We start from the raw sequence: 20354 nt of genomic DNA, 5'->3' as shown, positions 1-20354 counted from the left end.
GGTGCTTGTTCTGCGAACAAAGGAATAGGTCAAAAAAGCTCGATGGAGCCGGCGTCCATCTCGCTCTGCGTCACGGGGTTCGGGCGGTCGGGCACCATCTCCACGAAAGGCGCCGCTTCCTCGCCCTCTTCCTGGCCCATCGACTCCGAGGCCAGCCGAAACGCACAGGCCTGCAACACCTTCGTGGTGTGTACGATCAACTGCGAGGCCATGTCCTGGAACTGTAGTTCCGTGACGGCCGAGCGCAGCGTGCTGCGCACCTCGTCGAGTGCGGGAAGGTCGGGCAGCGAGGCGTTGGAGAGCTCCTTGTTGGCGGCATCGAAGCGCAGCATTAAATTGTCCATGGTGTGGCTCAGCAAGCCGTCCAGGCGGCTCAGGTCGTGCATGACCACCATCAATGAGTCCTGCAATTCCGCCACAACCATCACTGGCAACTGGACTGCGGGTCCGGGAGAGGCTGAAGGCTCTGTTTGCATGTATTCTCCGTTGCAGCAGTCAAGCCATGGCTGAATTTCCAGGTACGGGCACTGATATTAAATCGATTTGACAATTTGTTACCTGCATCTTTTGTATTTTCGGCTGGAAATGGCTCTGCTTAAGACTTTCTCGCCACACGTGTTTTCCCGAGCACCTTTGTCACCCCATCGCCCAACCGCCCACTGCGCGACGCTGTCCCCATGACCCAGATGGCCTCCACACGTCCCATCCAGCTGTTACACCTCGAAGACTCCGAGGTCGACCATCAACTGGTGCGCCGTGCCCTGCGCCGCCAGGGTACGGAGTTCGAGATGGTACGCGTCGAGACCCTGGAGGAATTCCAGCAGCAGGTGCACGGTAGGCCTTTCGACCTGATCCTGGCGGACTACCACCTGCCGGGCTTCACCGCCATCGACGCCTGGCAGGCCCTTCAACGGGAAAAATGCCAGCCGCCCTTCGTGCTGCTCTCAGGTGCGATCGGCGAGGCTGCGGCGGTGGATGCCATCCACCTCGGCTTCAGCGACTACCTCCTCAAGGACGACATCAACAGGCTGGCCCATGTGATCGACCGGGCGATCGAGGTCCATCAGATCCGTCTGGCCAAAGAGCGCGCCGACGCCGAGCTCGCCGCCTCCGAACGTCGGCTGGCCGAACTCGCCGAGCACCTGCAGATCTCGATCGAGCGCGAACGCGCGGCCATCGCACGCGAAATCCACGACGACATTGGCGGCTCGCTGGCCGCAGTGAATCTCGATCTGGCCTGGCTGGCCCGCCGCCACAAGGAGGACAGCACCGCAGCCCACATTGCCGCTGCCTCCGAGATGCTGCAACACGCGCTGGGCGCCAGCCAGCGCATCATGATGAACCTGCGCCCACCCATCCTCGACCAGGGCCTGGTCGCGGCGGTGCAGTGGCTGGCCCAAAGCTTCCAGAAGCGCACCGGCATCGCCACGGCCTTTCGCACCACGCAGGAGAAGATCGACGTGAGCAAGGAAGTGCGGCTGGTGGCCTACCGCACGGCGCAGGAGGCGCTGACCAACATCTCGAAATACGCCGAATGCAGCGCGGTCAGCATCGACCTGTCCGACGGCGAAGGCGTGCTCACGCTCGAAGTGACCGACAATGGCCGCGGCCTGGACAGGACCGCGCTCGACAAACCCAAGGCCTTCGGCCTGCGCGGCCTCGCCGAACGCGCCAAGACCGTCGAAGGCTGGCTCGACATCAGCAGCCGTGGCGGCGTGGGCACGTCCATCATCCTGTCGGTGCCGCTGCAGCACGACGCCATCGACTCAACCTCCGGAACCTCGCCATGATCCATGTCGTTTTGTGTGATGACCATGCGGTGGTGCGGCGCGGCGTGCGCGACATGCTGTCCGAAGCCGGCGACATCGAAGTCACCGGCGAGGCGGCGAGCTACGCCGAGGTGCGCGACGTATTGCGCAAGGTCAAGTGCGACGTGCTGGTGCTCGACCTCAACATGCCCGGGCGTGGCGGCATGGAGGTGCTGGCCAGCCTGCGCGAAACCGCCTCGCCGATCAAGGTATTGATCGTCTCGATGTTCCCCGAGGACCAGTACGCCATCCGCTGCCTGCGCGCGGGTGCCCAGGGGTACCTCAACAAGGCCGGCAACCCCCAGGAACTGGTGTCTGCGGTGCACACGCTGATGCAGGGCCGCAAATACGTCACACCCGAAGTGGCGCAGATGCTGGTGGAAAGCCTCTCCAAACCCGAGCTCGAAGTGCCGCACGCCTCCTTGTCGGAGCGCGAGCTGCAGACCCTGCTGAAGATCGCCTCGGGCAAACGCCTGTCCGACATCGCCGAGGAACTCATGCTCAGTCCGAAGACGGTGAGCGTCTACCGCACGCGGGTACTCGAAAAACTCAAGCTGACCAACAACGCCGAACTCACCGTCTACGCGATCCGCAACAACCTCGTTTGAGGCTTGGGCACGCTAGCGCGTCGCGGCAAACAGGTCGATGGTGCGCTGCATCAGCGCCATCACGGGCTGGTCGAGCATCGGCAGCGTGGCGGTGATGCCGATCAGCCCCATGGCCAGGGTGATCGGGAAACCAATGGCGTAGATGTTCATCTGCGGCGCCACGCGCGAGATGATGCCCAGCGTCAGGTTGACGAACAGCAGCATGCCGATCATCGGCAAGGCGATCCACAAGGCGCTCGCGAACAGGTCGGCACCCAGCGCGTACAGCTTGATCTGCTGCAGCACCACGAGGAAATTGCCATCCACCGGAAAGCTGTCGAAGCTCTTGATCACCGCCATCAGCACCATCAGGTGCCCGTTGATCACCACGAACAGCAAAGTCGACATGTGGCCGAGGAAACGCGACACCGCGCTCACCTGGGCATTGCTCGAGGGATCGAAGAACGCCGCGAAGTTCAGCCCCATCTGCAGTCCGACGAGTTCACCGGCCAACTCCACCGCGGCGAACACCAGCCGTACCGCGAAGCCGATCGACATGCCCACCCCCACTTGCTGCACCACGGCACCCAGCGCCTGCGGGCTGTTGATGCTGATCACCGGCTGGTTGACCAGCGTGGCCTGCGCCGACAGCGCGATCAGGAAGGCCAGGCCGATCTTGGCCCGCAACGGAATGGCGCGCAGCGAGAACACCGGCGCCACGCTGAACAACGCAAGCACGCGCAGGAACGGCCAGAGGATCGGTGACAGCCAGGCAACCAGCTGCGCTTCGGAAAAGGTGATCACACGGCCGGCTCTAGCGGATTGCAGCGGGCTGTAGCGGGCTGTAGCGGGCTGTAGCGGCTTAAAGCACCATCGTCGGAATCGACTCGATGGTGCGCCGGATGTAGTCCACCAGCGTGCTCAGCATCCACGGGCCGGCCAGCGCGAACACCAGCATGGCGGCGATGAGTTTGGGCACGAAGGACAGCGTGGCCTCGTTGATCTGGGTGATGGCCTGGAACACGCTCACCACCAGGCCCACCACCAGCACCGTGGCCAGGATCGGGGCCGACACCATCAGCAGCAGGGTGAGCGCTTCCTGGCCCATGGTCAGCACGGTTTGCGAATTCATGGCGACTTTCCTCTGGTTGGGGTCAGGTGGCGAAACTCGCCGCCAGCGAGCCGATGAGCAGGTTCCAGCCATCGGCGAGCACGAACAGCATCAGCTTGAAGGGCAACGCCACAAGCACCGGCGACAGCATCATCATGCCTAGGGACATCAGCACACTGGCCACCACGATGTCGATCACCAGGAACGGGATGAAGATCATGAAGCCGATCTGGAAGGCCGACTTGAGCTCACTCGTCACGAACGCCGGCACCAGCACGCGGATCGGCGCAGTCTCGGCCGTGACCGACGGATCGAGCTTGGCCAGCCGCGCGAACAGCGCGAAATCGGACTGCCGCGTCTGCTTCAGCATGAACTGGCGCACCGGCGCCTCGCCGCGGCTCAACGCCTGCTCGAAGCTGATGGCATTGGTGGTGTAGGGCACATAGGCGTCCTGGTAGACGCGGTCCAGCGTCGGCCCCATCACGAAGAACGTGAGGAACAGCGACAACCCGATGACCACCTGGTTGGGCGGTGCCGACTGCGTGCCCAAGGCCTGCCGCAGCAGCGACAGCACGATCACGATGCGCGTGAAGCCGGTCATCATGAGCAGGATCGCCGGCAGGAAGGACAGCGCGGTGAAGAACAGCAGGGTCTGGATCGGCACCGAATAATTCGTGCCGCCCGCGCCCGTGCCGATCAGCACGGGCAGCGTGCCCGGCGTCGCGGCGGCGCCCCCAGTCTGTGCCCAGGCCGAGCCCTGCAGCAACAGCAGGGCCGACAACGCCGCGCCGCCGCAAAGCCAGCGCGAAACCTGGGCGGAGCGCCGTGGTTCAGCCACGTGGCGCCCCTTCGACGACAAACGCCTCGGGCAGCACACGGCTCGGTGCAGGCATGGCGCCGCCATGCGCCGCCTCCACCGGCTGGGTGAACAGGCAGTTGATGTTCTGCGCGGTGACACCGAGCACCAGCCAGGTGCGTGCGCCTTCCGGGCCGACCTCGACGGTGACCACGCGCTGCTGCGGCCCCACGGCCACGGCCGAGATCACACGCGAATTCGCACCGGCGAGGTTGTGGGCACCGGCCGCGCGACGCTGTATCCATTTGATGGCCCAGGGCACCATGGCCAGAAGGGCCACGAACGCCACCACCATCAGCAAGGTCTGGCTCAGCATGCAGGCTCAGCCCCGGCTCACCCGGCGCAGCCGTTCCGACGGCGTGACCACGTCGGTCAGCCGGATGCCGAACTTGTCGTTCACCACCACCACCTCGCCCTGCGCGATCAGATAGCCGTTGACCAGCACGTCCATCGGCTCGCCGGCCAGCGCGTCGAGTTCCACCACCGAGCCCTGCGCAAGCTGCAGGATGTATTTGATCGGCACCTTGGTGCGGCCCAGCTCCACCGACAGGGTGACCGGAATGTCCAGCACCATGTTGATGTCCTGCATGGTGCCGTCCTTGTTCGGCGTCGCGAACGGGCGAATGCCTTCGCCCGACAACGGGCCGCCCTGGTCGGGATCGACGGCGTCGGCAACCTTCTGCTCCTCCAGGGCCTCGGCCCAGGCCGCCATCGGATCGTCGACCGCATCCTTCTTGTCATCAGTTGACATTCATATCCCCTTGAAATTGCGTGTCGTTGCCACGCAGGCATTGCTCGACGCGGATCGCATATTTGGCGTTGTGGGTGCCGTACTGGCATTCGAAGATCGGCACCCCGCCGATGGACGCGGTGATGCGCGGCTCGCGCTCGAGTTCGATGAAATCGCCCGGCTTCATCGCCAGCAATTGTTCGACGGTGGCATTGGCCTGCGCCAGTTCAGCCACCAGCGTGACCTCGGCGGACTGGATCTCGCGGCTCAGCACCGTGACCCAGCGGCGGTCGACCTCGACCGAATCCCCTTGCGTGGCCGAATACAGCACGTCGCGGATCGGCTCCAGCGTCGAATACGGCATGCAGATGTGGATCGCGCCGGCAATGTCGCCGATCTCGAGCTGGAAGGAGGTCGAGACCACGATTTCGCTCGGCGTGGCGATGTTGGCGAACTGCGGCTGCATTTCTGAGCGCTGGTAGTCGAGCTCCAGCGGATAGATGCCGTGCCAGGCTTTCTTGTATTCCTCGCAGATCACCCCGACCAGCCGGTCGATCACGCGCTGTTCGGTCAGCGAGAACTCGCGGCCCTCGATGCGGGTCGGGAATTTGCCCGCACCGCCGTACAGGGTGTCGATCACGCCGAACACCAGCGCCGGCTCGCACACCACCAGGCCGCTGCCGCGCAGCGGGCGGATCGCCATGATGTTGAAGTTGGTGGGCACGGCCAGTTCGCGCAGGAAGGCGCTGTAGCGCTGCACGGCCACGGTGCCAACGGAAATCTCGGGGCTGCGGCGGATGAAGTTGAACAGGCCGATACGGAAATTGCGCGCGAAACGCTCGTTGACCACCTCCATCGTCGGCATGCGGCCACGGACGATGCGCTCCTGGCTGGAGATGTCGTAGTTGCGGATCTCGCCGGACTCGAAGACCTCTTCCGCGTCCTTCTGGCTCTCGCCGGTGACGCCCTCCAGCAGGGCATCGACCTCTTCTTGCGACAGGAATGATTCACTCATGCGGCGACTCCATGGCAGTCATCACTGGATGATGAAACTCGAGAACAGGATGCCCGTCACCGGGTTGGGCGCAGCACGCGCCTTCTTGCGCGCCGGCTTTTCGCTCTTCTTCTTGGGTGCCTCATCCACGGCGTCATCGTCTTCGACGGTGTAGCCCAGGGGCCGCGAAACCTCGCGCAGCACGTCGCGCGCGAGTTTTTCCTTGCCGTCCTTGCTGAGCAGTTCCTCGGAGGTGCGCTGCGAGATCAGCATCAGCACGCTGCTGCGGATGTTGGGCAGGTAACCCTTGACGGCGTCCGAAGTCTTCTGGTCGGTGGTCTCGATGGTGATGCCGATCTGCGCGAACTTCTCGCCGCCTGGATCGGCCAGGTTGACGACCATGTTTTCCATCGGCAGGTAGACCGGCGGGGCATTGTGTTTCTCGGCCACGTGCTCGACCGGCGCATCCTCGCCGTCTTCCGACGCCGCCTTGCGGCCGAAGACGAACCAGCCGCCGCCGGCAGCCACCAGCAACAGCACGACCGCAATGATGATCACGAGCATTTTCTTGCCCTTGGGCTTGGGCGCGGGCACGGCATCGGTTGCAGACACGTTGACTTCCTCCGGAGATGGCTTGAGGGGACGCGCGGCATGGCAGCGGCGCGTTGCCCGACTCGAGCGGACAGTTCATTATCGAACCGGGCTGTTTTGATAATAGCCAGATTAACGGGGCAAAACCGCAGCAATCGAAGAGCTTTGATCCGGCCCCGGAGGCCAGGTCGCCGACTCAAACGAAGAGATCGAGCGCGCCGGCCGGCGACGAGGCCGCGGCGGGGCGTGCCGCCGACACGGCCTGCGGCGCCAGGGAAGCTTCGCGCGCGGGGCCACGTTCCCCGCGGGGGCGGCTTTGCTGCTGCTGGCCACCTGCAAGATCGGCGCCGGCATGCCCCACCGTCACACCCGACAGCACCACGCCCTGGCCGCTGAGCAGATCCCTCAGCTGCGATGCCGTGCCCGCCAGCATTTCGCGCGTGGCCGGCTGGTCCGAGCGGAACTCCACGTGCGCCTCGTTGCCGGACATGGAAATCTTGACCTCGACGCGTTCGGCATTGGCCCCGTCCAGGGTGAGCTCGGCGCTGTGGATGCCTTGCGACACCCATTGGCTCACCTGGTCGGCCACGGCATCGCCCGCCGCCGGGCCGGACACCGTCGTCGCCGGGCCCGTCGTGCCGTCGAACTGCACCGTGGAGGTGAAGCTCTGCTGGCCCGGCGCGCCGTCGGGGGTGGTGCCGGCGCTGTCACGCGGCGCTTCGCCGCGGAACCGGTCGATCGCCTTCAGCGCCTCGCCGGCTTCCAAGGAGAGGCTGGCCAGCTTGGTCGTTTCCGAACCGACGGCCTGGCCCATGCCTGACCCGGCCTGCAGCGCATTCATGAGCTTGTCCGTGCGTGTGTTCTGCAACGCCACGCCGGATGCGGCCTTGGCGGCAGCGGCGCCCGGATCGGCGCCGGTGCCGGGCAGAGCCCTGTCGGCGCCCGACACATCGCCCTTCTCACCTTTGGCGAGCCGGCTTTGCAGTTGTTCCAGCACCGATGCGTAACTCGCCAGCTTGGCCACACCAGACTGGCCATCGGCGAGCGCCGCGCGCGCGGCATCCGCGGCGGGGCCCGCAGCCGGGGCACGACCCGTACCGTCGGCCAACCAAGCATCGGCACCGGCTGTCTGTCCATCGGCGGCGCCATCCACACCGGCCACGGCCTTGCCGTCGGCGGCTGTCTTCACCGCCGCCACGACCTTGGCCGCAGCCGGCCCGAGCAGTCCCGCAGTGGCCAGCGCCAGCGCTGCCGCGGCGGCCTGCGCGCTGGCTGCCGCGTCCTGGTCACTCGAAGCGGCATCGTCCTCGTCTTGGTCCTCGTTCGCCGATTCGGCCACTTTTTCGGACTTTTCAGACTTCTCAGTCCTTTCGCCTTCGGCGCGCCGGGCTTGCGCCGGCCGCTGCGCCTCTGGCGCCTTCGGTTTCTCCGGCGCGCGCGGCGCGGCCTCGGCCCGCATTACCGCTGCAAAGGCGCCTGGCGGCTTCTCCGCGTCGCTCGGACTTCTGTTCCTGTTCGGCTGCGGCTCACCCGCCTTCAACAACGATGGTGCCTGACTGCGCTCGACGCTCATTTAAATGCCCTCCCCGAATTGCCTATCGATCGATTTGCCGAAACGCAGCGCCGCGAACTCGTCCATCTGCTTCTGCTCCCTGCGGTTGTGCAGCCGATCGGCTTCCTTCTGCTTGTTGGTCAACACCTGCCGCAGCGTGGCCACCCGGATGTCGGCATCGAGCAACCCTTTGCGCGCCACCTCGACCCAATGCGTTTGTTCGGCCAGGATCTGCTTCTGCATCTGCACCGCCTGGTTCAGCCGCTCCATGAACTGGTAGTGGTGGCGCATCAACTCGGGCAGCGCGCAGACCTGGGCCTGCGAAGCCCAGCGGGCCTCGGTCTCGTTGGCATAGGTCTCCAGCTGGGTCAACTGGTTCTGCGCGGCGATCTGGCGTTGCTGCGCCTGGCCCAACGCCTGGCTGGCCGCGTCCCGCTTGCGGCTGGCCACGTCGATCGCAACGCCCAGGGTTCTCAGAAGGGACATGGCATCGCCCCGTATCCGTGTGAGGGATCAATCCGGTTCATCTTGCCCCCGCCGCCTTGGAGATGACGCGCGTCATCGCACGCAGGCTGTCGTCCAGCGGCGCGGCATCGAACATGCCCTGCTGCAGGAACGCGGTCATGCCGTCGTTGAGGCGGATGGCTTCGTCCAGCGCTGGGTCGGCCCCCATGGCATAGGCGCCGATCTGGATCAGGTCGCGGCCTTTCTGGTAGCGCGAGTTGATGGCCCGGAAGCGCCGCGCCACCTCGAAATGCTCGGGCGACACCACGTTGTGCATCACGCGCGAGGCCGACTGCTCGATGTCGATCGCCGGAAAATGCCCGGCCTCGGCCAGCGCGCGCGACAGCACGATGTGGCCATCGAGGATGGCCCGCGCCGCATCGGCGATAGGGTCCTGCTGGTCGTCGCCCTCGGACAGCACGGTGTAAAACGCGGTGATCGAACCCACGCCGTTCAGGCCGTTGCCGCTGCGCTCCACCAGTTGCGGCAGCTTGGCAAAGCACGATGGCGGATAGCCCTTGGTGGCCGGCGGCTCGCCGATGGCCAGCGCAATCTCGCGCTGCGCCATGGCGTAGCGCGTGAGCGAATCCATGAGCAGCAGCACATGCTGGCCATTGTCGCGGAAATGCTCGGCCACCGCGGTCGCATAGGCCGCCCCCTGCAGCCGCAGCAGCGGCGGTGCATCGGCCGGCGCGGCCACCACCACGGAGCGTGCACGGCCATCCTCGCCGAGGATGTCTTCCACGAATTCCTTGACTTCGCGGCCCCGCTCGCCGATCAGGCCGACCACCACCACGTCGGCCCGGGTGTAGCGTGCCATCATGCCGAGCAGCACGCTCTTGCCCACGCCCGAACCCGCGAACAGGCCGATGCGCTGGCCCCGGCCCACGGTCAACATGCCGTTGATGGCGCGCACGCCGGTGTCCAGCGGCTCGCGCACCGGCGATCGGTCCATGGCATTGATCGGCTGACGGTCCAGCGGCTCGGCCACCACGTCGGTGATCGGTCCGCCATGGTCCATCGGGATGCCCTGTGCATCGACGATGCGGCCGAGCAGACCGTCGCCCAGCGGCAGGCGCAGCACGCCCACGCGCGCGTCGCCCGCATCCCGCGGTGGATCGCCCAGACGCGGCACCGGCACGTAGGGGGCAGCGGGCGTCACGCTGGCGCCGCTGACCAGGCCGTGCACGTCGCCGGCCGGCATCAGGTAGGCGCGGTCGTTCGAGAAACCCACCACTTCAACCAGCACCGGCGCCTGTCCGGCCATCGCCACCTTGCACTGGGAGCCGACCGGCGCCCGGATGCCCGCGGCCTCCAGCACCAGGCCGGCGAGCCGCGTCAGCGTACCGCGCACCTCGAGCGGCGTGCCCGCGGCGGTGCGCTGCAGCGCATCGTCCATGAAACGCGTCCACTCGGTCTCGGCCGCTGGCTCCGGCCGGTCGATGGTGTCGGCGTTCATGGGGCTTCTTCCTCCCCGGGCGCCCAGGCGTCGTCCAACCCGAGCTTGGCCACGGCGCGCTCCCAGCGGCGCGCAATGCGGCCGTCGATCACGCTGCCGCCCGACTCGACCAGGCAGTCGCCGCGCGCCACGGCCGCATCCGCCACCCAATGCAGGGCAGGCGAGGGAAACTCATCGCGCAACGGCGCCTGCAGCAGGGCGAGGTCTTCCGCATGCAGCTTAACGACGGCGGGCTTGCCGTCCATCACCAGCATGCCCAGGGCTTCGCGCACCACAGGCAGCACCGCTTCCGGATCGGACGCCAGTTCGCGCCGCACCACCTGGCGCGCCAGGTCGCAGGCCAGGCGCAGGACCTGGCGGGCGATGTCCTGTTCGGCCTGCCGGAGGCGACCGTCGAGCCCGATCGCCAACGCCGCGAGATGCCTGGCGGCTTCCACCCCTTGGTTCTGCACGAAATCGTCGAGCCGTCGGTTGCCTTCCTCGGTGGCCTGGGCCTCGCCCTGGGCGAAACCCGCGGCGTAACCCTCGTCCCAGGCGCGGGCTAGGCGTGCTTCGACCGGCTCCTCGGGTTCGGGCTCGATGTCGGCGGTCAACTCCGGCACCGACGCGGCCCGCAGGGGATCGCCCACCAGACCGAACTGCCACTGCGAGACCGTGCCCACTTCTTCGCTCGGGATGAACCGGGCGAAGTTGCGCGGGTTAGACGAAACTGTCATCGCCGCCGCCTCCGATCACGATCTGGCCTTCGTCGGCCAGGCGACGCACCACCTTGAGCACTTCCTTCTGCTGGGCCTCGACTTCGGACAGCCGCATCGGGCCGCGCGATTCCAGATCTTCGCGCAGAGTTTCGGCCGCGCGGCTGGACATGTTGTTGAGGATCTTCTCCTTGAGCTCCGGCGAAGCACCCTTGAGCGCGACGATCAGCGTGTCGGACGCCACTTCCTTGAGCACCATCTGGATCGACTTGTCGTCGAGCTTGTTCACGTCGTCGAACACGAACATCTTGTCCATGATCTTCTGCGCCAGGTCGGGATCGAAGCCCTTGATCGACTCGATCACCGTGCCCTCGATGTTGGCGCCCAGCAGGTTGATGATCTCGGCCGCCGCCTTGACGCCGCCCAGCGAGGTCTTGCGGATCTTGTCGCCGCCGGCCAGCACCTTGAACAGCACCTCGTTGAGGTCCTTCAGCGCGGTCGGCTGAATGCCTTCGAGTGTGGCCACGCGCAGCAGCACTTCGTTGCGCTGGCGCTCGGTGAGCTGCTTGAGCACACCGGCGGCCTGCTCGAAGTCCAGATGCACCAGGATCGCGGCCACGATCTGCGGATGCTCGTTGCGCAGCAGCTCGGCCACCGACAGCGGGTCCATCCACTTCAGGCTTTCGATGCCCGACACGTCGCCGCCCTGCAGGATGCGGTCGATCAGCAGCGAGGCCTTGTCGTCGCCGAGCGCACGGCGCAACACGGCCTTCACGTAGTTGCTGGTGTCCGAGACCAGCAGGCTCTGCGCGGCCGCCGCATTGGTGAACTTCACCAGCACCGCGTCGACCTTGTCGCGCGTCACGGCACGCGTCTTGGCGATGGTTTCTCCCAACCGCTGCACCTCCTTGGGCGACAGGTGTTTGAACACCTCGGCGGCTTCCTCCTCACCAAGCGACATCAGAAAAATGGCGGCGTCGGTCAAACCTTGTTCATCCATGGTGGCTTATCCAGGTTGCTTGTGATGCGGTGAATGACCTGCGGTCAAGCCGCATCTTCGCCGTTGATCCAGTTTTTGACAATGTTGGCCACCGCCACCGGATTGCTGCGGGCCAGCGCGCGCGCGTCGTCGAGGCGCACCTGGTGCTCCGTCGGCGCCAGGGTTTCGACGCCGTCCGGCCCGGTAAGGGCCGGCCGCTGCGCGTCGTCGGCCACCAGCGCGTCGAGTTGGCCGCCTGCGCCGCCGGCACCGTCGGCCCCAGGCTCGACCGGCACCACCTTCGGCGCGTTCATGGCCTTGAAGCCGGGCCGGATCAGGCCGAACAAGACCAGCAGGGCCAACAGCACGGTGCCGACGGGCCAGGCCAGGCTGCGCGCCATCTCCAGGGTTTGCGGTTGCTTCCACAACGGCGTGTCGTCGACCACGGCCGCTTCCACCATGAAGGGCGTGTTCATCAGGTTCACCGAATCGCCGCGTTCCTTGTTGAAGCCGATGGATTCGCGCACCAGGGCGGTCATCTGTTCGATCTGCTGGTCGGTCAGCGCCTTGGTGATCGGCTTGCCCTTGTCGTCCACGATCGTCTGGTGGTTCACCACCACCGCCGCGCTCAGGCGTTTGATTGCGCCGGAACCGCCGCGCACCACGCGCACGGTCTTGTCGACCTCGTAGTTGGTCACCGATTCGCGCTTCACGCCGGCCGCGGCTGCGGCTGCGCTGGCGCCACCGGCGGCCTGCAGCGCCTGCGGCGTGCCGTTGACCGGTGCCGTCGAGGCCACAGGCGGCTGGTTCGAGGTGGCGCCGGGAATGCCGGACGGGCCGGCGTTGCCCGATCCGTTGGTGGTCTCGACGATCTGCTGGCTGCGCACCGCACTGGCGTCGTTGGCCAGATTGGGCCGGTGCTGCTCCGAAGTCGATTCGGTCTGGGAAAAATCGATTTCCGCCGTGACCTGGGCCTTGACGTTCTGCCGGCCGACGATCGGCGCCAGCATGTCCACGATGCGTTGCGTGTACTGCTGCTCGAGCCGCTGCGCATACTGGAGCTGCTCCGCATCCACGCCACCGGCGCCGGCCCCGCCCGCGCCGTCGGGCAACTGGGACAGCAGCTTGCCGGTGTCGTCGAGCACGGTCACGGCCGAGGGGCTCATCTCGGGCACGCTGGAGGCCACCAGGTGGATGATGCCCGCGAGCTGGGTACGGTCGAGCGTCTGGCCGCCGTGCAGACTCACCAGCACCGAGGCAGACGGCTTCTGCTGCTCGCGGAAAAAGCCGTTCTGGTTTGGCAAGGCCAGGTGCACACGCGCACTCGACACCGAGGACAGGGCCTGGATCGAACGCGTCAGCTCACCCTCCAGGCCGCGCTGGAAGGTCAGACGCTCCTGGAATTGCGTCATGCCGAAGCGGTTCGACTCCATCAGCTCGAAACCGGTGACGGAACCCTTGGGCAGCCCGAGCGAGGCCAGACGCAGGCGCACGTCGTAGACGCGGTCGGCGGGCACGAGCAAGGCGCCGCCGCCCTCGGTGTACTTGTAGGGCACGTTCATTTGCGACAGCTGGGCGATGACGGCGCCGCCGTCCTTCTCGGTCAGGTTGGCGTACAACACGCGGTATTCGGTCTGCCGGCTCAGCACCAGTGCCACGATGCCGGCCACCACCAGAATGGCAACGCCCAGCCCGAGGCGCAGGCGCTGGGCGCGGTCCAGGCTGGACAGCTTCTGGACGAGCGGGGAACTAGCGGGTATTTCGGCGACGGCTGAGGACATCATGCATTCCAGGTCGGTTGGCGGTCCAAGAATGAGGTCGATTATTCGTGGATGGGGCCAAAGCGTCGGGTCGATAAGCCCTGGCTTTGGCCATCATTTCCCCATATCGGGCCCCATGCGCGCCTTTAGCATTCACCCATCGCTTTTCCCAGGGATGAACCGTCATGGATCTCCGCTTGTCACCCGTTTCCAGCCCGATCACCAACCCTTACGCCGCCAAGATCGGCGCCGCGCTCAAAGCCAAGGCCGAGCCCAAGGCGGAAGCTGTCGAGCAGGCCGGGTTTTCGACGGCGCTGAAAGGCGCGCTGAGTTCCGTGAGCGCGGCGCAGAACCAGGCGACGGACCTGCAGCGCGAGGTGCAGATGGAGAACCCGAGCGTGAGCCTGGAAGAGACCATGGTGGCGATCCAGAAGGCGCAGATCGGCTTCCAGGCGACGATGCACGTGCGCAACCGCATGGTGCAGGCGTACAGCGACATCATGAACATGCAGGTGTGAGGGCTTGGATTCCGCCTCGACAATCACGTCCCACAATTGAAAAGGCCCTCGTTGCGAGGGCCTTTTTCGTTCAGTGCAGCAGCTGCGGCTGGCCGGCGAACTGGCTGTCGAACTGCTCGAGCCAGGGCTCGGCCAGGCAGCGGATCTGGGCGTCGTTGCGCAGGATGCGCTGCATGATGCGGGTTTTTTCGGACCGATGCTCGGGTGAGAGCTTCTCGGCACGCGCCTTGTGGCGCAGCTGTTCGATCAGCACTGCGCAGGCGCCTTCGTAGCGCACCACGCCATCCCAGTCTTCGACCTTGGCGGCTTCCAGCATCTTGTGGCTGCTGTCTTCGATGGCTTTGTAGTAGTCGATCAGGATTTGCGACATATTCTGAGTCCGGCGATGGGTGGGTTCAAGCATGGGCGACAGGGGTTGCGATGCTCTTCCAAGCCTCGAAAACGGTCTTGATCAGTTCGCTGACTTCGCCGATCAGCGCTGCGTCGTTCTTCACATTGGCCATGGTCAAGCGCGAGATGCTGTAGTTGTAGACGCCCAGCAGGTTCACCGCGAGTTCGCCGCCCTGCTCCTTGTTCAGCCCGTCCTTCAGGCCTTCTTCCAGGATGCGCACGGCCCGGCTGATTTCCTTGCCCTTGAGCTCCATGTCGTTGCGCTCCAGCGCGCCGCGGGCCTTGGCCAGCGACAGCAGCAACGCGTCGAACAGCAGGCAGATCAACTGGTGCGGGCTGGCGCCGTCGATGCTGGTTTCAACACCGACCCTTTTGTAGGCCGATGCAGACCGTGTGCTGACTGGGGTGAACATGGCGGGTTCCATTGGTTGTACTTGGTATTTGAATTATCGGCAGATGCCCCGTGAACTCAAGGCCTTTGTGAGAGCGAAAGCCGGCTCTTTTTATCTGTTCGTCCCAGCGCCCGCGCGCCGCCATTTCCTTCAACTCTTCGTGTTGTTCCAGGTGGTGACCTGCTGGTTCACATAGGTGCTGAGCGCGGTCAGGCTGGCCATCTGCGTGTCGAGCGCCGTGTACTGCGCCTTGAGCCTTTTTTCGACCAGCGCCGCGCGGGCATTCACCTTGTCCTGCTCGGCCGTATTGCGCTTGGTGGCCGCGTCGAACGAATCGGTCTTGGTGTTGAGCGTGCCATCGAGCGCGAGCAGGCCGGTCATGAAGGACTTGAGCTTCACCGCGACACCGGAGGTTTGCAGCGTGCCCGTGTCGGAGGCGAACAGCGCCTTGACGTTCTCGGGTGTCTTCAGCGCCGTGTCGAGCTTGGCGCTGTCCACCTGCAGACCACCGCCGCGCTGGATGCTGATGCCGAGGTCGGACAAGTATTTGTAGGTGCCGCCCGAAGTCGTCGAGCCGAGCATGGCACGCAGCTGGTTCTGCAGGCCCAGCGCAGTGGCGTCGCCCTGCAGCAGGCCGGCGCTCTTGGTTTCGGAATCGTACTTGGTGGCGTCGCCGAGAAACTTGCTGACCGCGTTGTACGCGTCGACGAAGTCCTGGATGTTCTTCTTCATCGTCGCCGTGTCGGTGCTGGCGGTGATGAGGGCATCCGAGGTCGTGACCTGCGACAGCTGGATCGTCAGCCCGGGAATCGTATCGGTCAGGCTGTTGGTGGGGGAAGACACGCTGACGCCGTTGATGGTGGCCTGGGCGTTCTGCCCGGCCTGCGAGCGCGTCGTCGTGGTGGCCGTGGTGCCCGGATCGAAGGCGAGTTGCGCCAGCCCCGTGCTGGCGTCGCTGCCGGCCTTGATCTGGAAGCCCGCCGCCTCGCCCGTATCCTTGGAGCGGATCATCAGGCGTTCGCCGGAAGCGTCCTTGATCACCGTGGCCGTGACGCCCGCGTTCGCATCGTTGATCCGGCTGGCCACCGCGGCCAGCGAGGTCGTGCCGGGCGTCATGGTGATCGACACCGCGGAACTCAGGCCTGGCGTGAACCCGGTCAGGCCCGAATTCCAGGTACCGAGCTGGATGGTCAGCGTGCCGCCGAGGTCCGTGCCGGTGGGCACCACAGCCGAGGCCGTGGACTGCGCCTGCGCCAGCTTCTGCACACCCACGCTGAGCGTGGAGGCGCTGGCGATGCCGGTGACCGTGGCGTTGACGGCCGAGGTGTTGGTGGAGGCGATGGTCAGGCCGTTCCAGGCACTGTCGCGGGTGAGCTTGGCGGCCGCGTCGGAAAAGGTGGAGATCAGCGATTTCACCTGCCCATAGGCCGAGACCTTGGCCTGAATGGTGGCCGCGTCCGCCTTGAGCGTGGTCAGAGGCTGCTTTTCAACGTCGGTCAGCTTCGAGATGATGCTGTTGACGTCGAGTCCGCTACCAATGCCGATGGATGAAATAGCCATTTGAACCTCCTCGGGGCCAGCCCCTGTTCAGCACATTCTCACGCGATTCCTGAAAGTCAAACGGCGGAGAAAGGCCGTACCTTTCCCCGCCCCGCTTCCATCGCCACCCTTGACGGCGGCGCCTGGCCCCTGCTTACTGCAGCAGGGACAACACGCCCTGCGGCAGCTTGTTCGCCTGGGCCACCATGGCGGTACCGGCCTGCTGCAGGATCTGGGTACGCGACAGGTTGGCGGTTTCCTTGGCGAAGTCGGCATCCACGATGCGGCCGCGGGACGCGGACAGATTCTCCACCTGGATGTCGATGTTGGCCGCCGAGTTCTCAAAGCGGCTTTGCAGCGCACCCAGGTCGGCACGGGCCGAGTTGACCTGGTCGATGGCCGAGTCGATCTTCTTCAGTGCCACCCACGAGCTGGCCTGGGTGTCGACGGTCAGGGTGTCGATGCCGAGCGCGTCGGTGGTGGTGTTGGTGGCATCGATGGTCGAAGCCAGCGCCGCACCCGCACGGCCGGAGTTGCCGGTGGTGAAGCCACTGCCGAGCGTGACGACCGCCGCGTTGCCGGCGGAATCCAGCTTGGACGACATCATGTCGATGGTGTAGGTGCCGTCATCCGCCGCCGTCAGGAAAGCCGTGAGACCGGTGTCGGCCGACTTGCGGTTGATCGCTTCGACCATCTGGCCCATGCGCTCCGTGCCGGAGCTGGCTTCCTTGATGGCGCCAAGGTCGTAACTCGTCGTGGCGCCGTTGGCAGCCACCGTGATCTGCAGCGCCGAGGTGCTGGTGATGGCGGACAGGTCGGTCACGCTGGAGGCCGCGATACCGGTGGTCTTGTCGTAGGCGTATGACACATTGGCCAAGCCCTTGGCCGTGCTGTCGGTCAACGCGCCCACGGTGATGTTGTCACCGGCGTTGGCGCCGACCTGGAACACCGCGCCGGAGAAGCTGCCGTCAAGGATCTTCTGGCCGTTGAAGCTGGTCTGCTTGGCCACGCGGTCCACTTCGTCGGCGAGCTGCTTGACTTCGGCCTGCAGCGCCTTGCGGTCGGCCGCGCTGTTGGTCGAGTTGCCGGACTGGACAGCCAGTTCACGCATGCGCTGCAGCATGTCGCCGACCTTGCCGAGCGAGCCTTCCGCCGTCTGCGCCAGGGAGATGCCGTCGTTGGCGTTGCGGGCGCCGACCGTCAGGCCGCGCACCTGGGTGTTCATGCGTTCGGAAATCGCCAGGCCGGCGGCATCGTCCTTGGCGCTGTTCACACGCAGGCCGGAAGACAGGCGTTGCATGGAAGTGGCCAGCGAGCCTTGCGACATGCCCAGGTTGCGCTGCGCGGTCAGCGAATTGATGTTGGTGTTGATGGTGGAAGCCATGGTGAAAACTCCTTGATAGCTTAAAAAAACTGGCAAAACGCCGATCACAACGCTGGCATGACACCAGCCGCCCTGACCGGTGGTTGCAGGACAAAACGCCCGTTTCCGAAGCTTTTCACCCCTGCCACTTTGCCGGCCTACAAGCCCTCAACAGGCCCTGTTGGTTAGGTTTTCGGGCCCCTGGCGGAAAACTTGAGGCCCGGCGCCAAACAAAAAAAGAAAAGGCCCTGGTTTGCGACGCTTATCCGGCCTATGGGAAACAGCGGTCTTCCCAATAATTCCTTCACACCTCACGGTATGCACGTCAGCTCGGGTGCTGACATCGCCGCCGGTGGCAACGCCGGTCCAGATTCATCAAGTTACCTAGGAGCTCCACCATGGCCTCTACCATCAACACCAACATCAATTCGCTGAATGCCCAGCGGAACCTGAATACCTCGCAGATGTCGCTTTCGACATCGATGCAGCGCCTGTCCTCCGGCCTGCGTGTCAACAGCGCCAAGGACGACGCCGCCGGTCTGGCGATTTCCGAACGCATGAACACCCAGGTGCGCGGGCTGACCGTGGGTGCGCGCAACTCCAACGACGGCATCTCCCTGGCGCAGACGGCGGAAGGCTCGCTCGGCAAGGTCGGCGACATGCTGCAGCGCATGCGTGAACTGGCCGTGCAGGCCGGCAATGCCACCAACAGCGCGGCCGACCGCAAGGCGCTGCAGGCCGAAGTCAAGCAGCTCTCGGACGAAGTCGACCGTGTGGCCAAGCAGACCACCTTCAACGGCCAGAAGATCCTCGACGGCACCTTTGCCGGCGCGGTGTTTCAGGTTGGTGCCAATTCCGGCGACAACATCACCGTGGGTGCGCTGGTGAACACCACCGCGTCCGGTCTGGCCAACATCGCCTATGCCTACGACCATGCCACCGGCATTTCCGCCGCCACCGTGACCGATCTGGCGGCCATCACCGCCAACTCGGCCCTGCAGATCAGCGACGGCACCACTTCGTGGGATCTCGGCCCCATCAAGGAGGCGAGTTCCGGCACGGAGCGCATGGGCCAGATGATGGAGGCGATCAACCGCCGCTCGGCCGACACCGGCGTCACGGCCTTCCTCTCGCCCGCCGCCGACGGCAGCTACACCATCGACCTGCAATCGGCCAAGCTGACCTCCGCCGGCGACGCCCAGCCCATGACGTTGAGCGGCTTCACCGCCACCAACTTCGGTTACGCGCCCGCCGCCATCGGTACCGGCACCTTCGGCACCACGGTGGACGCCACCAACACCACCACCGACGCGCTCGGCATCGATACCCTGACGGTGGACACCCAGGCTTCCGCCTGGGTCGCCCTGAAGAAGATCGACAGCGCGCTCGACCAGGTCAACAACGCCCGTGCCGACCTGGGCGCCCTGCAGAGCCGCTTCGAGAGTTCGGTGTCTAACATCGACATCCAGGTGGAAAATCTCGCGGCCTCGCGCGGGCGCATCGTGGACGCCGACTTCGCGAAGGAAACCGCCAACCTGTCGCGCACGCAGATCCTGCAGCAGGCCGGCACCGCCATGGTGGCCCAAGCCAACAAGCTGCCGCAGGGTGTGCTGTCGCTGCTCCAGCAGTAAGAATCTCCCGATTCAACGCAAAAAGGTCGCCTCGGCGACCTTTTTCTTTTGGAGCGGGGCCCGAGCCCCGCCCGGATCAGTCGCGCTTCAGAAAGCCTTCGGGCGCCACCGTCACCATCAGGCGCGACTCCATCGCCGGATCGACCTTGAAGTCCGGATGCGACTTCAGCCATTGGCGTGTGGCCGTCTTCGGGTTGTTGCCCACGTCCCAGGGCCGGTCGGCGAAAAACTTCGGCGGCATGTCGTCGACGAAGGTGTCGAACACCACGCAGTAGCTGCCCTTGCTGACCAGCGGCGCGTAGGCGTCGAGTTCGCCGAGCACATGGTCGTGGGTGTGCATGGAATCCAGGAACACCATCACTTTCTGGTAGCCCTTGGCGGCGTCATGCACCTGTTTCACCACCTCCGCGCCGATGGACGAGCCCTGGAACATCTGGATGCGGCTGGCCATGGGATGGGCCTCGATGGCCGCGCGGTTGTGTTCGCGGATGTCGATGTCGATGCCGATCACCTTGCGGCTGGACTGGCGCGGATCGATCGTGGTGCCGGCCTCGATGGCGTCGCACATGTCCAGCATGGCCAGCATCGAGGCGCTGAGGATCAGCGAGCCGCCGTGGGCGATGCCGGTTTCGATGATGAGGTCGGGCCGCACCGTCCACACCAGTTCCTGGATCGCGACCATGTCCTGCGGGTACTGGATGATGGGCCGGCCGAGCCAGTCGTAGTTGTAGACGTATTTCTTGTGCATCGACTGCTGCAGCCACTGGCGCGACAGGTCCTTGAACTCGGTGTCCTGGGCATAGGCGGCCAGGCGTTCCTGGCGTTCGGCGGCGAATTGTTCCTGGGGGGTCATGGAATGCTCCTCGGTTGAAATGTTGGGGTGTTCGGGGTTGGC

The 20354-nt window shown here is 65.3% G+C and carries 23 protein-coding genes; 4 read left to right on the top strand and 19 right to left on the bottom strand.

Translation table 11 applies throughout. The annotated features are described in order from the left end of the window. Nucleotides 1-29 precede the first annotated feature (29 nt). The gene (locus RD110_RS05120) at nt 30-476 is read right to left on the bottom strand and encodes a hypothetical protein (protein ID WP_076197307.1); all 447 of its coding nucleotides are present in this window, start codon (nt 474-476) and stop codon (nt 30-32) included. A 201-nt stretch (nt 477-677) separates the two neighbouring features. On the opposite strand from RD110_RS05120, the gene RD110_RS05115 reads away from it, so the two are divergent. Next, the gene (locus tag RD110_RS05115; protein ID WP_076197305.1) at nt 678-1790 is read left to right on the top strand and encodes a hybrid sensor histidine kinase/response regulator; all 1113 of its coding nucleotides are present in this window, start codon (nt 678-680) and stop codon (nt 1788-1790) included. Beyond that, nucleotides 1787-2416 carry a response regulator gene (locus RD110_RS05110; RefSeq protein WP_076197303.1) on the top strand — a complete coding sequence of 210 codons (630 nt, stop codon included), beginning with the start codon at nt 1787-1789 and terminating at the stop codon, nt 2414-2416. Before RD110_RS05115 ends, RD110_RS05110 begins: the two co-directional genes overlap by 4 nt. Nucleotides 2417-2428: 12 nt before the next feature. On the opposite strand, the gene fliR is transcribed toward RD110_RS05110, so the two are convergent. The 13 genes from fliR to fliF form a co-directional block, all read right to left on the bottom strand. Then, nucleotides 2429-3199, bottom strand: coding sequence for a flagellar biosynthetic protein FliR (fliR, locus tag RD110_RS05105; protein WP_076197301.1), 771 nt, complete (start codon nt 3197-3199; stop codon nt 2429-2431). A 58-nt stretch (nt 3200-3257) separates the two neighbouring features. After that, nucleotides 3258-3527 carry a flagellar biosynthesis protein FliQ gene (gene fliQ / locus RD110_RS05100; protein WP_076197299.1) on the bottom strand — a complete coding sequence of 90 codons (270 nt, stop codon included), beginning with the start codon at nt 3525-3527 and terminating at the stop codon, nt 3258-3260. A gap of 22 nt (nt 3528-3549) precedes the next feature. Beyond that, entirely contained in the window at nt 3550-4344 is a 795-nt protein-coding gene (gene fliP / locus RD110_RS05095; RefSeq protein WP_076197297.1) for a flagellar type III secretion system pore protein FliP, read from the bottom strand. After that, nucleotides 4337-4678 carry a FliO/MopB family protein gene (locus RD110_RS05090; protein ID WP_076197295.1) on the bottom strand — a complete coding sequence of 114 codons (342 nt, stop codon included), beginning with the start codon at nt 4676-4678 and terminating at the stop codon, nt 4337-4339. The genes fliP and RD110_RS05090 overlap by 8 nt, the downstream gene beginning before the upstream one ends. 6 nt (nt 4679-4684) lie before the next feature. After that, the gene (gene fliN / locus RD110_RS05085) at nt 4685-5113 is read right to left on the bottom strand and encodes a flagellar motor switch protein FliN (protein ID WP_076197293.1); all 429 of its coding nucleotides are present in this window, start codon (nt 5111-5113) and stop codon (nt 4685-4687) included. Beyond that, nucleotides 5103-6107 carry a flagellar motor switch protein FliM gene (gene fliM / locus RD110_RS05080; RefSeq protein ID WP_076197291.1) on the bottom strand — a complete coding sequence of 335 codons (1005 nt, stop codon included), beginning with the start codon at nt 6105-6107 and terminating at the stop codon, nt 5103-5105. The genes fliN and fliM overlap by 11 nt, the downstream gene beginning before the upstream one ends. A gap of 21 nt (nt 6108-6128) precedes the next feature. Beyond that, on the bottom strand, nt 6129-6698 hold the full coding sequence (locus tag RD110_RS05075) for a flagellar basal body-associated FliL family protein (protein ID WP_076197289.1): 570 nt from the start codon (nt 6696-6698) through the stop codon (nt 6129-6131). A 175-nt stretch (nt 6699-6873) separates the two neighbouring features. Further along, the gene (locus tag RD110_RS05070; protein ID WP_076197287.1) at nt 6874-8136 is read right to left on the bottom strand and encodes a flagellar hook-length control protein FliK; all 1263 of its coding nucleotides are present in this window, start codon (nt 8134-8136) and stop codon (nt 6874-6876) included. A gap of 114 nt (nt 8137-8250) precedes the next feature. Beyond that, nucleotides 8251-8715, bottom strand: a complete 465-nt coding sequence (fliJ, locus tag RD110_RS05065) for a flagellar export protein FliJ (protein ID WP_076197285.1) — start codon at nt 8713-8715, stop codon at nt 8251-8253. 37 nt (nt 8716-8752) lie between these two features. Continuing rightward, nucleotides 8753-10132: a flagellar protein export ATPase FliI gene (gene fliI / locus RD110_RS05060; protein WP_157900356.1), complete on the bottom strand. Its 1380-nt coding sequence runs from the start codon at nt 10130-10132 to the stop codon at nt 8753-8755. Nucleotides 10133-10188: 56 nt separating this feature from the next. Further along, nucleotides 10189-10908: a FliH/SctL family protein gene (locus tag RD110_RS05055; protein ID WP_076197281.1), complete on the bottom strand. Its 720-nt coding sequence runs from the start codon at nt 10906-10908 to the stop codon at nt 10189-10191. Continuing rightward, a complete protein-coding gene (fliG, locus tag RD110_RS05050; RefSeq protein WP_076197279.1) occupies nt 10892-11887 on the bottom strand; it encodes a flagellar motor switch protein FliG in 996 nt (331 codons plus the stop codon). Before fliG ends, RD110_RS05055 begins: the two co-directional genes overlap by 17 nt. Before the next feature lie 44 nt (nt 11888-11931). Further along, nucleotides 11932-13647: a flagellar basal-body MS-ring/collar protein FliF gene (fliF, locus tag RD110_RS05045; protein ID WP_076204398.1), complete on the bottom strand. Its 1716-nt coding sequence runs from the start codon at nt 13645-13647 to the stop codon at nt 11932-11934. Between the two features lie 164 nt (nt 13648-13811). On the opposite strand from fliF, the gene fliE reads away from it, so the two are divergent. Further along, complete coding sequence (gene fliE / locus RD110_RS05040) at nt 13812-14144, top strand: flagellar hook-basal body complex protein FliE (protein ID WP_076197277.1); 333 nt, start codon at nt 13812-13814, stop codon at nt 14142-14144. A gap of 70 nt (nt 14145-14214) precedes the next feature. On the opposite strand, the gene RD110_RS05035 is transcribed toward fliE, so the two are convergent. The 4 genes from RD110_RS05035 to RD110_RS05020 all read right to left on the bottom strand — a co-directional run bounded on the left by RD110_RS05035 (nt 14215) and on the right by RD110_RS05020 (nt 17849). Continuing rightward, nucleotides 14215-14514, bottom strand: coding sequence for a flagellar protein FliT (locus RD110_RS05035; RefSeq protein ID WP_076197275.1), 300 nt, complete (start codon nt 14512-14514; stop codon nt 14215-14217). Nucleotides 14515-14539: 25 nt separating this feature from the next. Continuing rightward, nucleotides 14540-14947 carry a flagellar export chaperone FliS gene (fliS, locus tag RD110_RS05030; protein WP_076204395.1) on the bottom strand — a complete coding sequence of 136 codons (408 nt, stop codon included), beginning with the start codon at nt 14945-14947 and terminating at the stop codon, nt 14540-14542. Nucleotides 14948-15076: 129 nt separating this feature from the next. Continuing rightward, nucleotides 15077-16486: a flagellar filament capping protein FliD gene (gene fliD, locus RD110_RS05025; RefSeq protein WP_076197273.1), complete on the bottom strand. Its 1410-nt coding sequence runs from the start codon at nt 16484-16486 to the stop codon at nt 15077-15079. A gap of 133 nt (nt 16487-16619) precedes the next feature. Further along, nucleotides 16620-17849, bottom strand: coding sequence for a flagellin N-terminal helical domain-containing protein (locus tag RD110_RS05020; protein ID WP_076197271.1), 1230 nt, complete (start codon nt 17847-17849; stop codon nt 16620-16622). Nucleotides 17850-18226: 377 nt separating this feature from the next. Here RD110_RS05020 and RD110_RS05015 point away from each other — a divergent pair, with 377 nt between their 5' ends. Further along, on the top strand, nt 18227-19459 hold the full coding sequence (locus RD110_RS05015; RefSeq protein WP_076197269.1) for a flagellin N-terminal helical domain-containing protein: 1233 nt from the start codon (nt 18227-18229) through the stop codon (nt 19457-19459). Nucleotides 19460-19535: 76 nt separating this feature from the next. On the opposite strand, the gene RD110_RS05010 is transcribed toward RD110_RS05015, so the two are convergent. Then, nucleotides 19536-20312 carry a cephalosporin hydroxylase family protein gene (locus tag RD110_RS05010; protein ID WP_157900057.1) on the bottom strand — a complete coding sequence of 259 codons (777 nt, stop codon included), beginning with the start codon at nt 20310-20312 and terminating at the stop codon, nt 19536-19538. Between the last annotated feature and the right edge of the window lie 42 nt (nt 20313-20354).

It is taken from the genome of Rhodoferax koreense (assembly GCF_001955695.1).
GTDB classification, from domain to species: Bacteria; Pseudomonadota; Gammaproteobacteria; order Burkholderiales; family Burkholderiaceae_C; genus Rhodoferax_B; species Rhodoferax_B koreensis.
Note: the sequence above shows the minus strand (reverse complement) of the source record. Positions and strands in the feature narration are given on the sequence as shown.

What these genes read in the sequence shown, in the direction of transcription:
- RD110_RS05055 (WP_076197281.1), bottom strand. Translation starts at nt 10,908, where the DNA reads ATGACAGTTTCGTCTAACCCGCGCAACTTCGCCCGGTTCATCCCGAGC.
- fliD (WP_076197273.1), bottom strand. Translation starts at nt 16,486, where the DNA reads ATGGCTATTTCATCCATCGGCATTGGTAGCGGACTCGACGTCAACAGC.
- RD110_RS05115 (WP_076197305.1), top strand. Translation starts at nt 678, where the DNA reads ATGACCCAGATGGCCTCCACACGTCCCATCCAGCTGTTACACCTCGAA.
- fliJ (WP_076197285.1), bottom strand. Translation starts at nt 8,715, where the DNA reads ATGTCCCTTCTGAGAACCCTGGGCGTTGCGATCGACGTGGCCAGCCGC.
- fliF (WP_076204398.1), bottom strand. Translation starts at nt 13,647, where the DNA reads ATGTCCTCAGCCGTCGCCGAAATACCCGCTAGTTCCCCGCTCGTCCAG.
- RD110_RS05090 (WP_076197295.1), bottom strand. Translation starts at nt 4,678, where the DNA reads ATGCTGAGCCAGACCTTGCTGATGGTGGTGGCGTTCGTGGCCCTTCTG.
- fliI (WP_157900356.1), bottom strand. Translation starts at nt 10,132, where the DNA reads ATGGACGATGCGCTGCAGCGCACCGCCGCGGGCACGCCGCTCGAGGTG.
- fliM (WP_076197291.1), bottom strand. Translation starts at nt 6,107, where the DNA reads ATGAGTGAATCATTCCTGTCGCAAGAAGAGGTCGATGCCCTGCTGGAG.
- fliQ (WP_076197299.1), bottom strand. Translation starts at nt 3,527, where the DNA reads ATGAATTCGCAAACCGTGCTGACCATGGGCCAGGAAGCGCTCACCCTG.
- RD110_RS05120 (WP_076197307.1), bottom strand. Translation starts at nt 476, where the DNA reads ATGCAAACAGAGCCTTCAGCCTCTCCCGGACCCGCAGTCCAGTTGCCA.
- fliN (WP_076197293.1), bottom strand. Translation starts at nt 5,113, where the DNA reads ATGTCAACTGATGACAAGAAGGATGCGGTCGACGATCCGATGGCGGCC.
- RD110_RS05015 (WP_076197269.1), top strand. Translation starts at nt 18,227, where the DNA reads ATGGCCTCTACCATCAACACCAACATCAATTCGCTGAATGCCCAGCGG.
- fliE (WP_076197277.1), top strand. Translation starts at nt 13,812, where the DNA reads ATGGATCTCCGCTTGTCACCCGTTTCCAGCCCGATCACCAACCCTTAC.
- RD110_RS05070 (WP_076197287.1), bottom strand. Translation starts at nt 8,136, where the DNA reads ATGCGGGCCGAGGCCGCGCCGCGCGCGCCGGAGAAACCGAAGGCGCCA.
- RD110_RS05035 (WP_076197275.1), bottom strand. Translation starts at nt 14,514, where the DNA reads ATGTCGCAAATCCTGATCGACTACTACAAAGCCATCGAAGACAGCAGC.
- fliS (WP_076204395.1), bottom strand. Translation starts at nt 14,947, where the DNA reads ATGTTCACCCCAGTCAGCACACGGTCTGCATCGGCCTACAAAAGGGTC.
- fliG (WP_076197279.1), bottom strand. Translation starts at nt 11,887, where the DNA reads ATGGATGAACAAGGTTTGACCGACGCCGCCATTTTTCTGATGTCGCTT.
- RD110_RS05020 (WP_076197271.1), bottom strand. Translation starts at nt 17,849, where the DNA reads ATGGCTTCCACCATCAACACCAACATCAATTCGCTGACCGCGCAGCGC.
- RD110_RS05110 (WP_076197303.1), top strand. Translation starts at nt 1,787, where the DNA reads ATGATCCATGTCGTTTTGTGTGATGACCATGCGGTGGTGCGGCGCGGC.
- RD110_RS05010 (WP_157900057.1), bottom strand. Translation starts at nt 20,312, where the DNA reads ATGACCCCCCAGGAACAATTCGCCGCCGAACGCCAGGAACGCCTGGCC.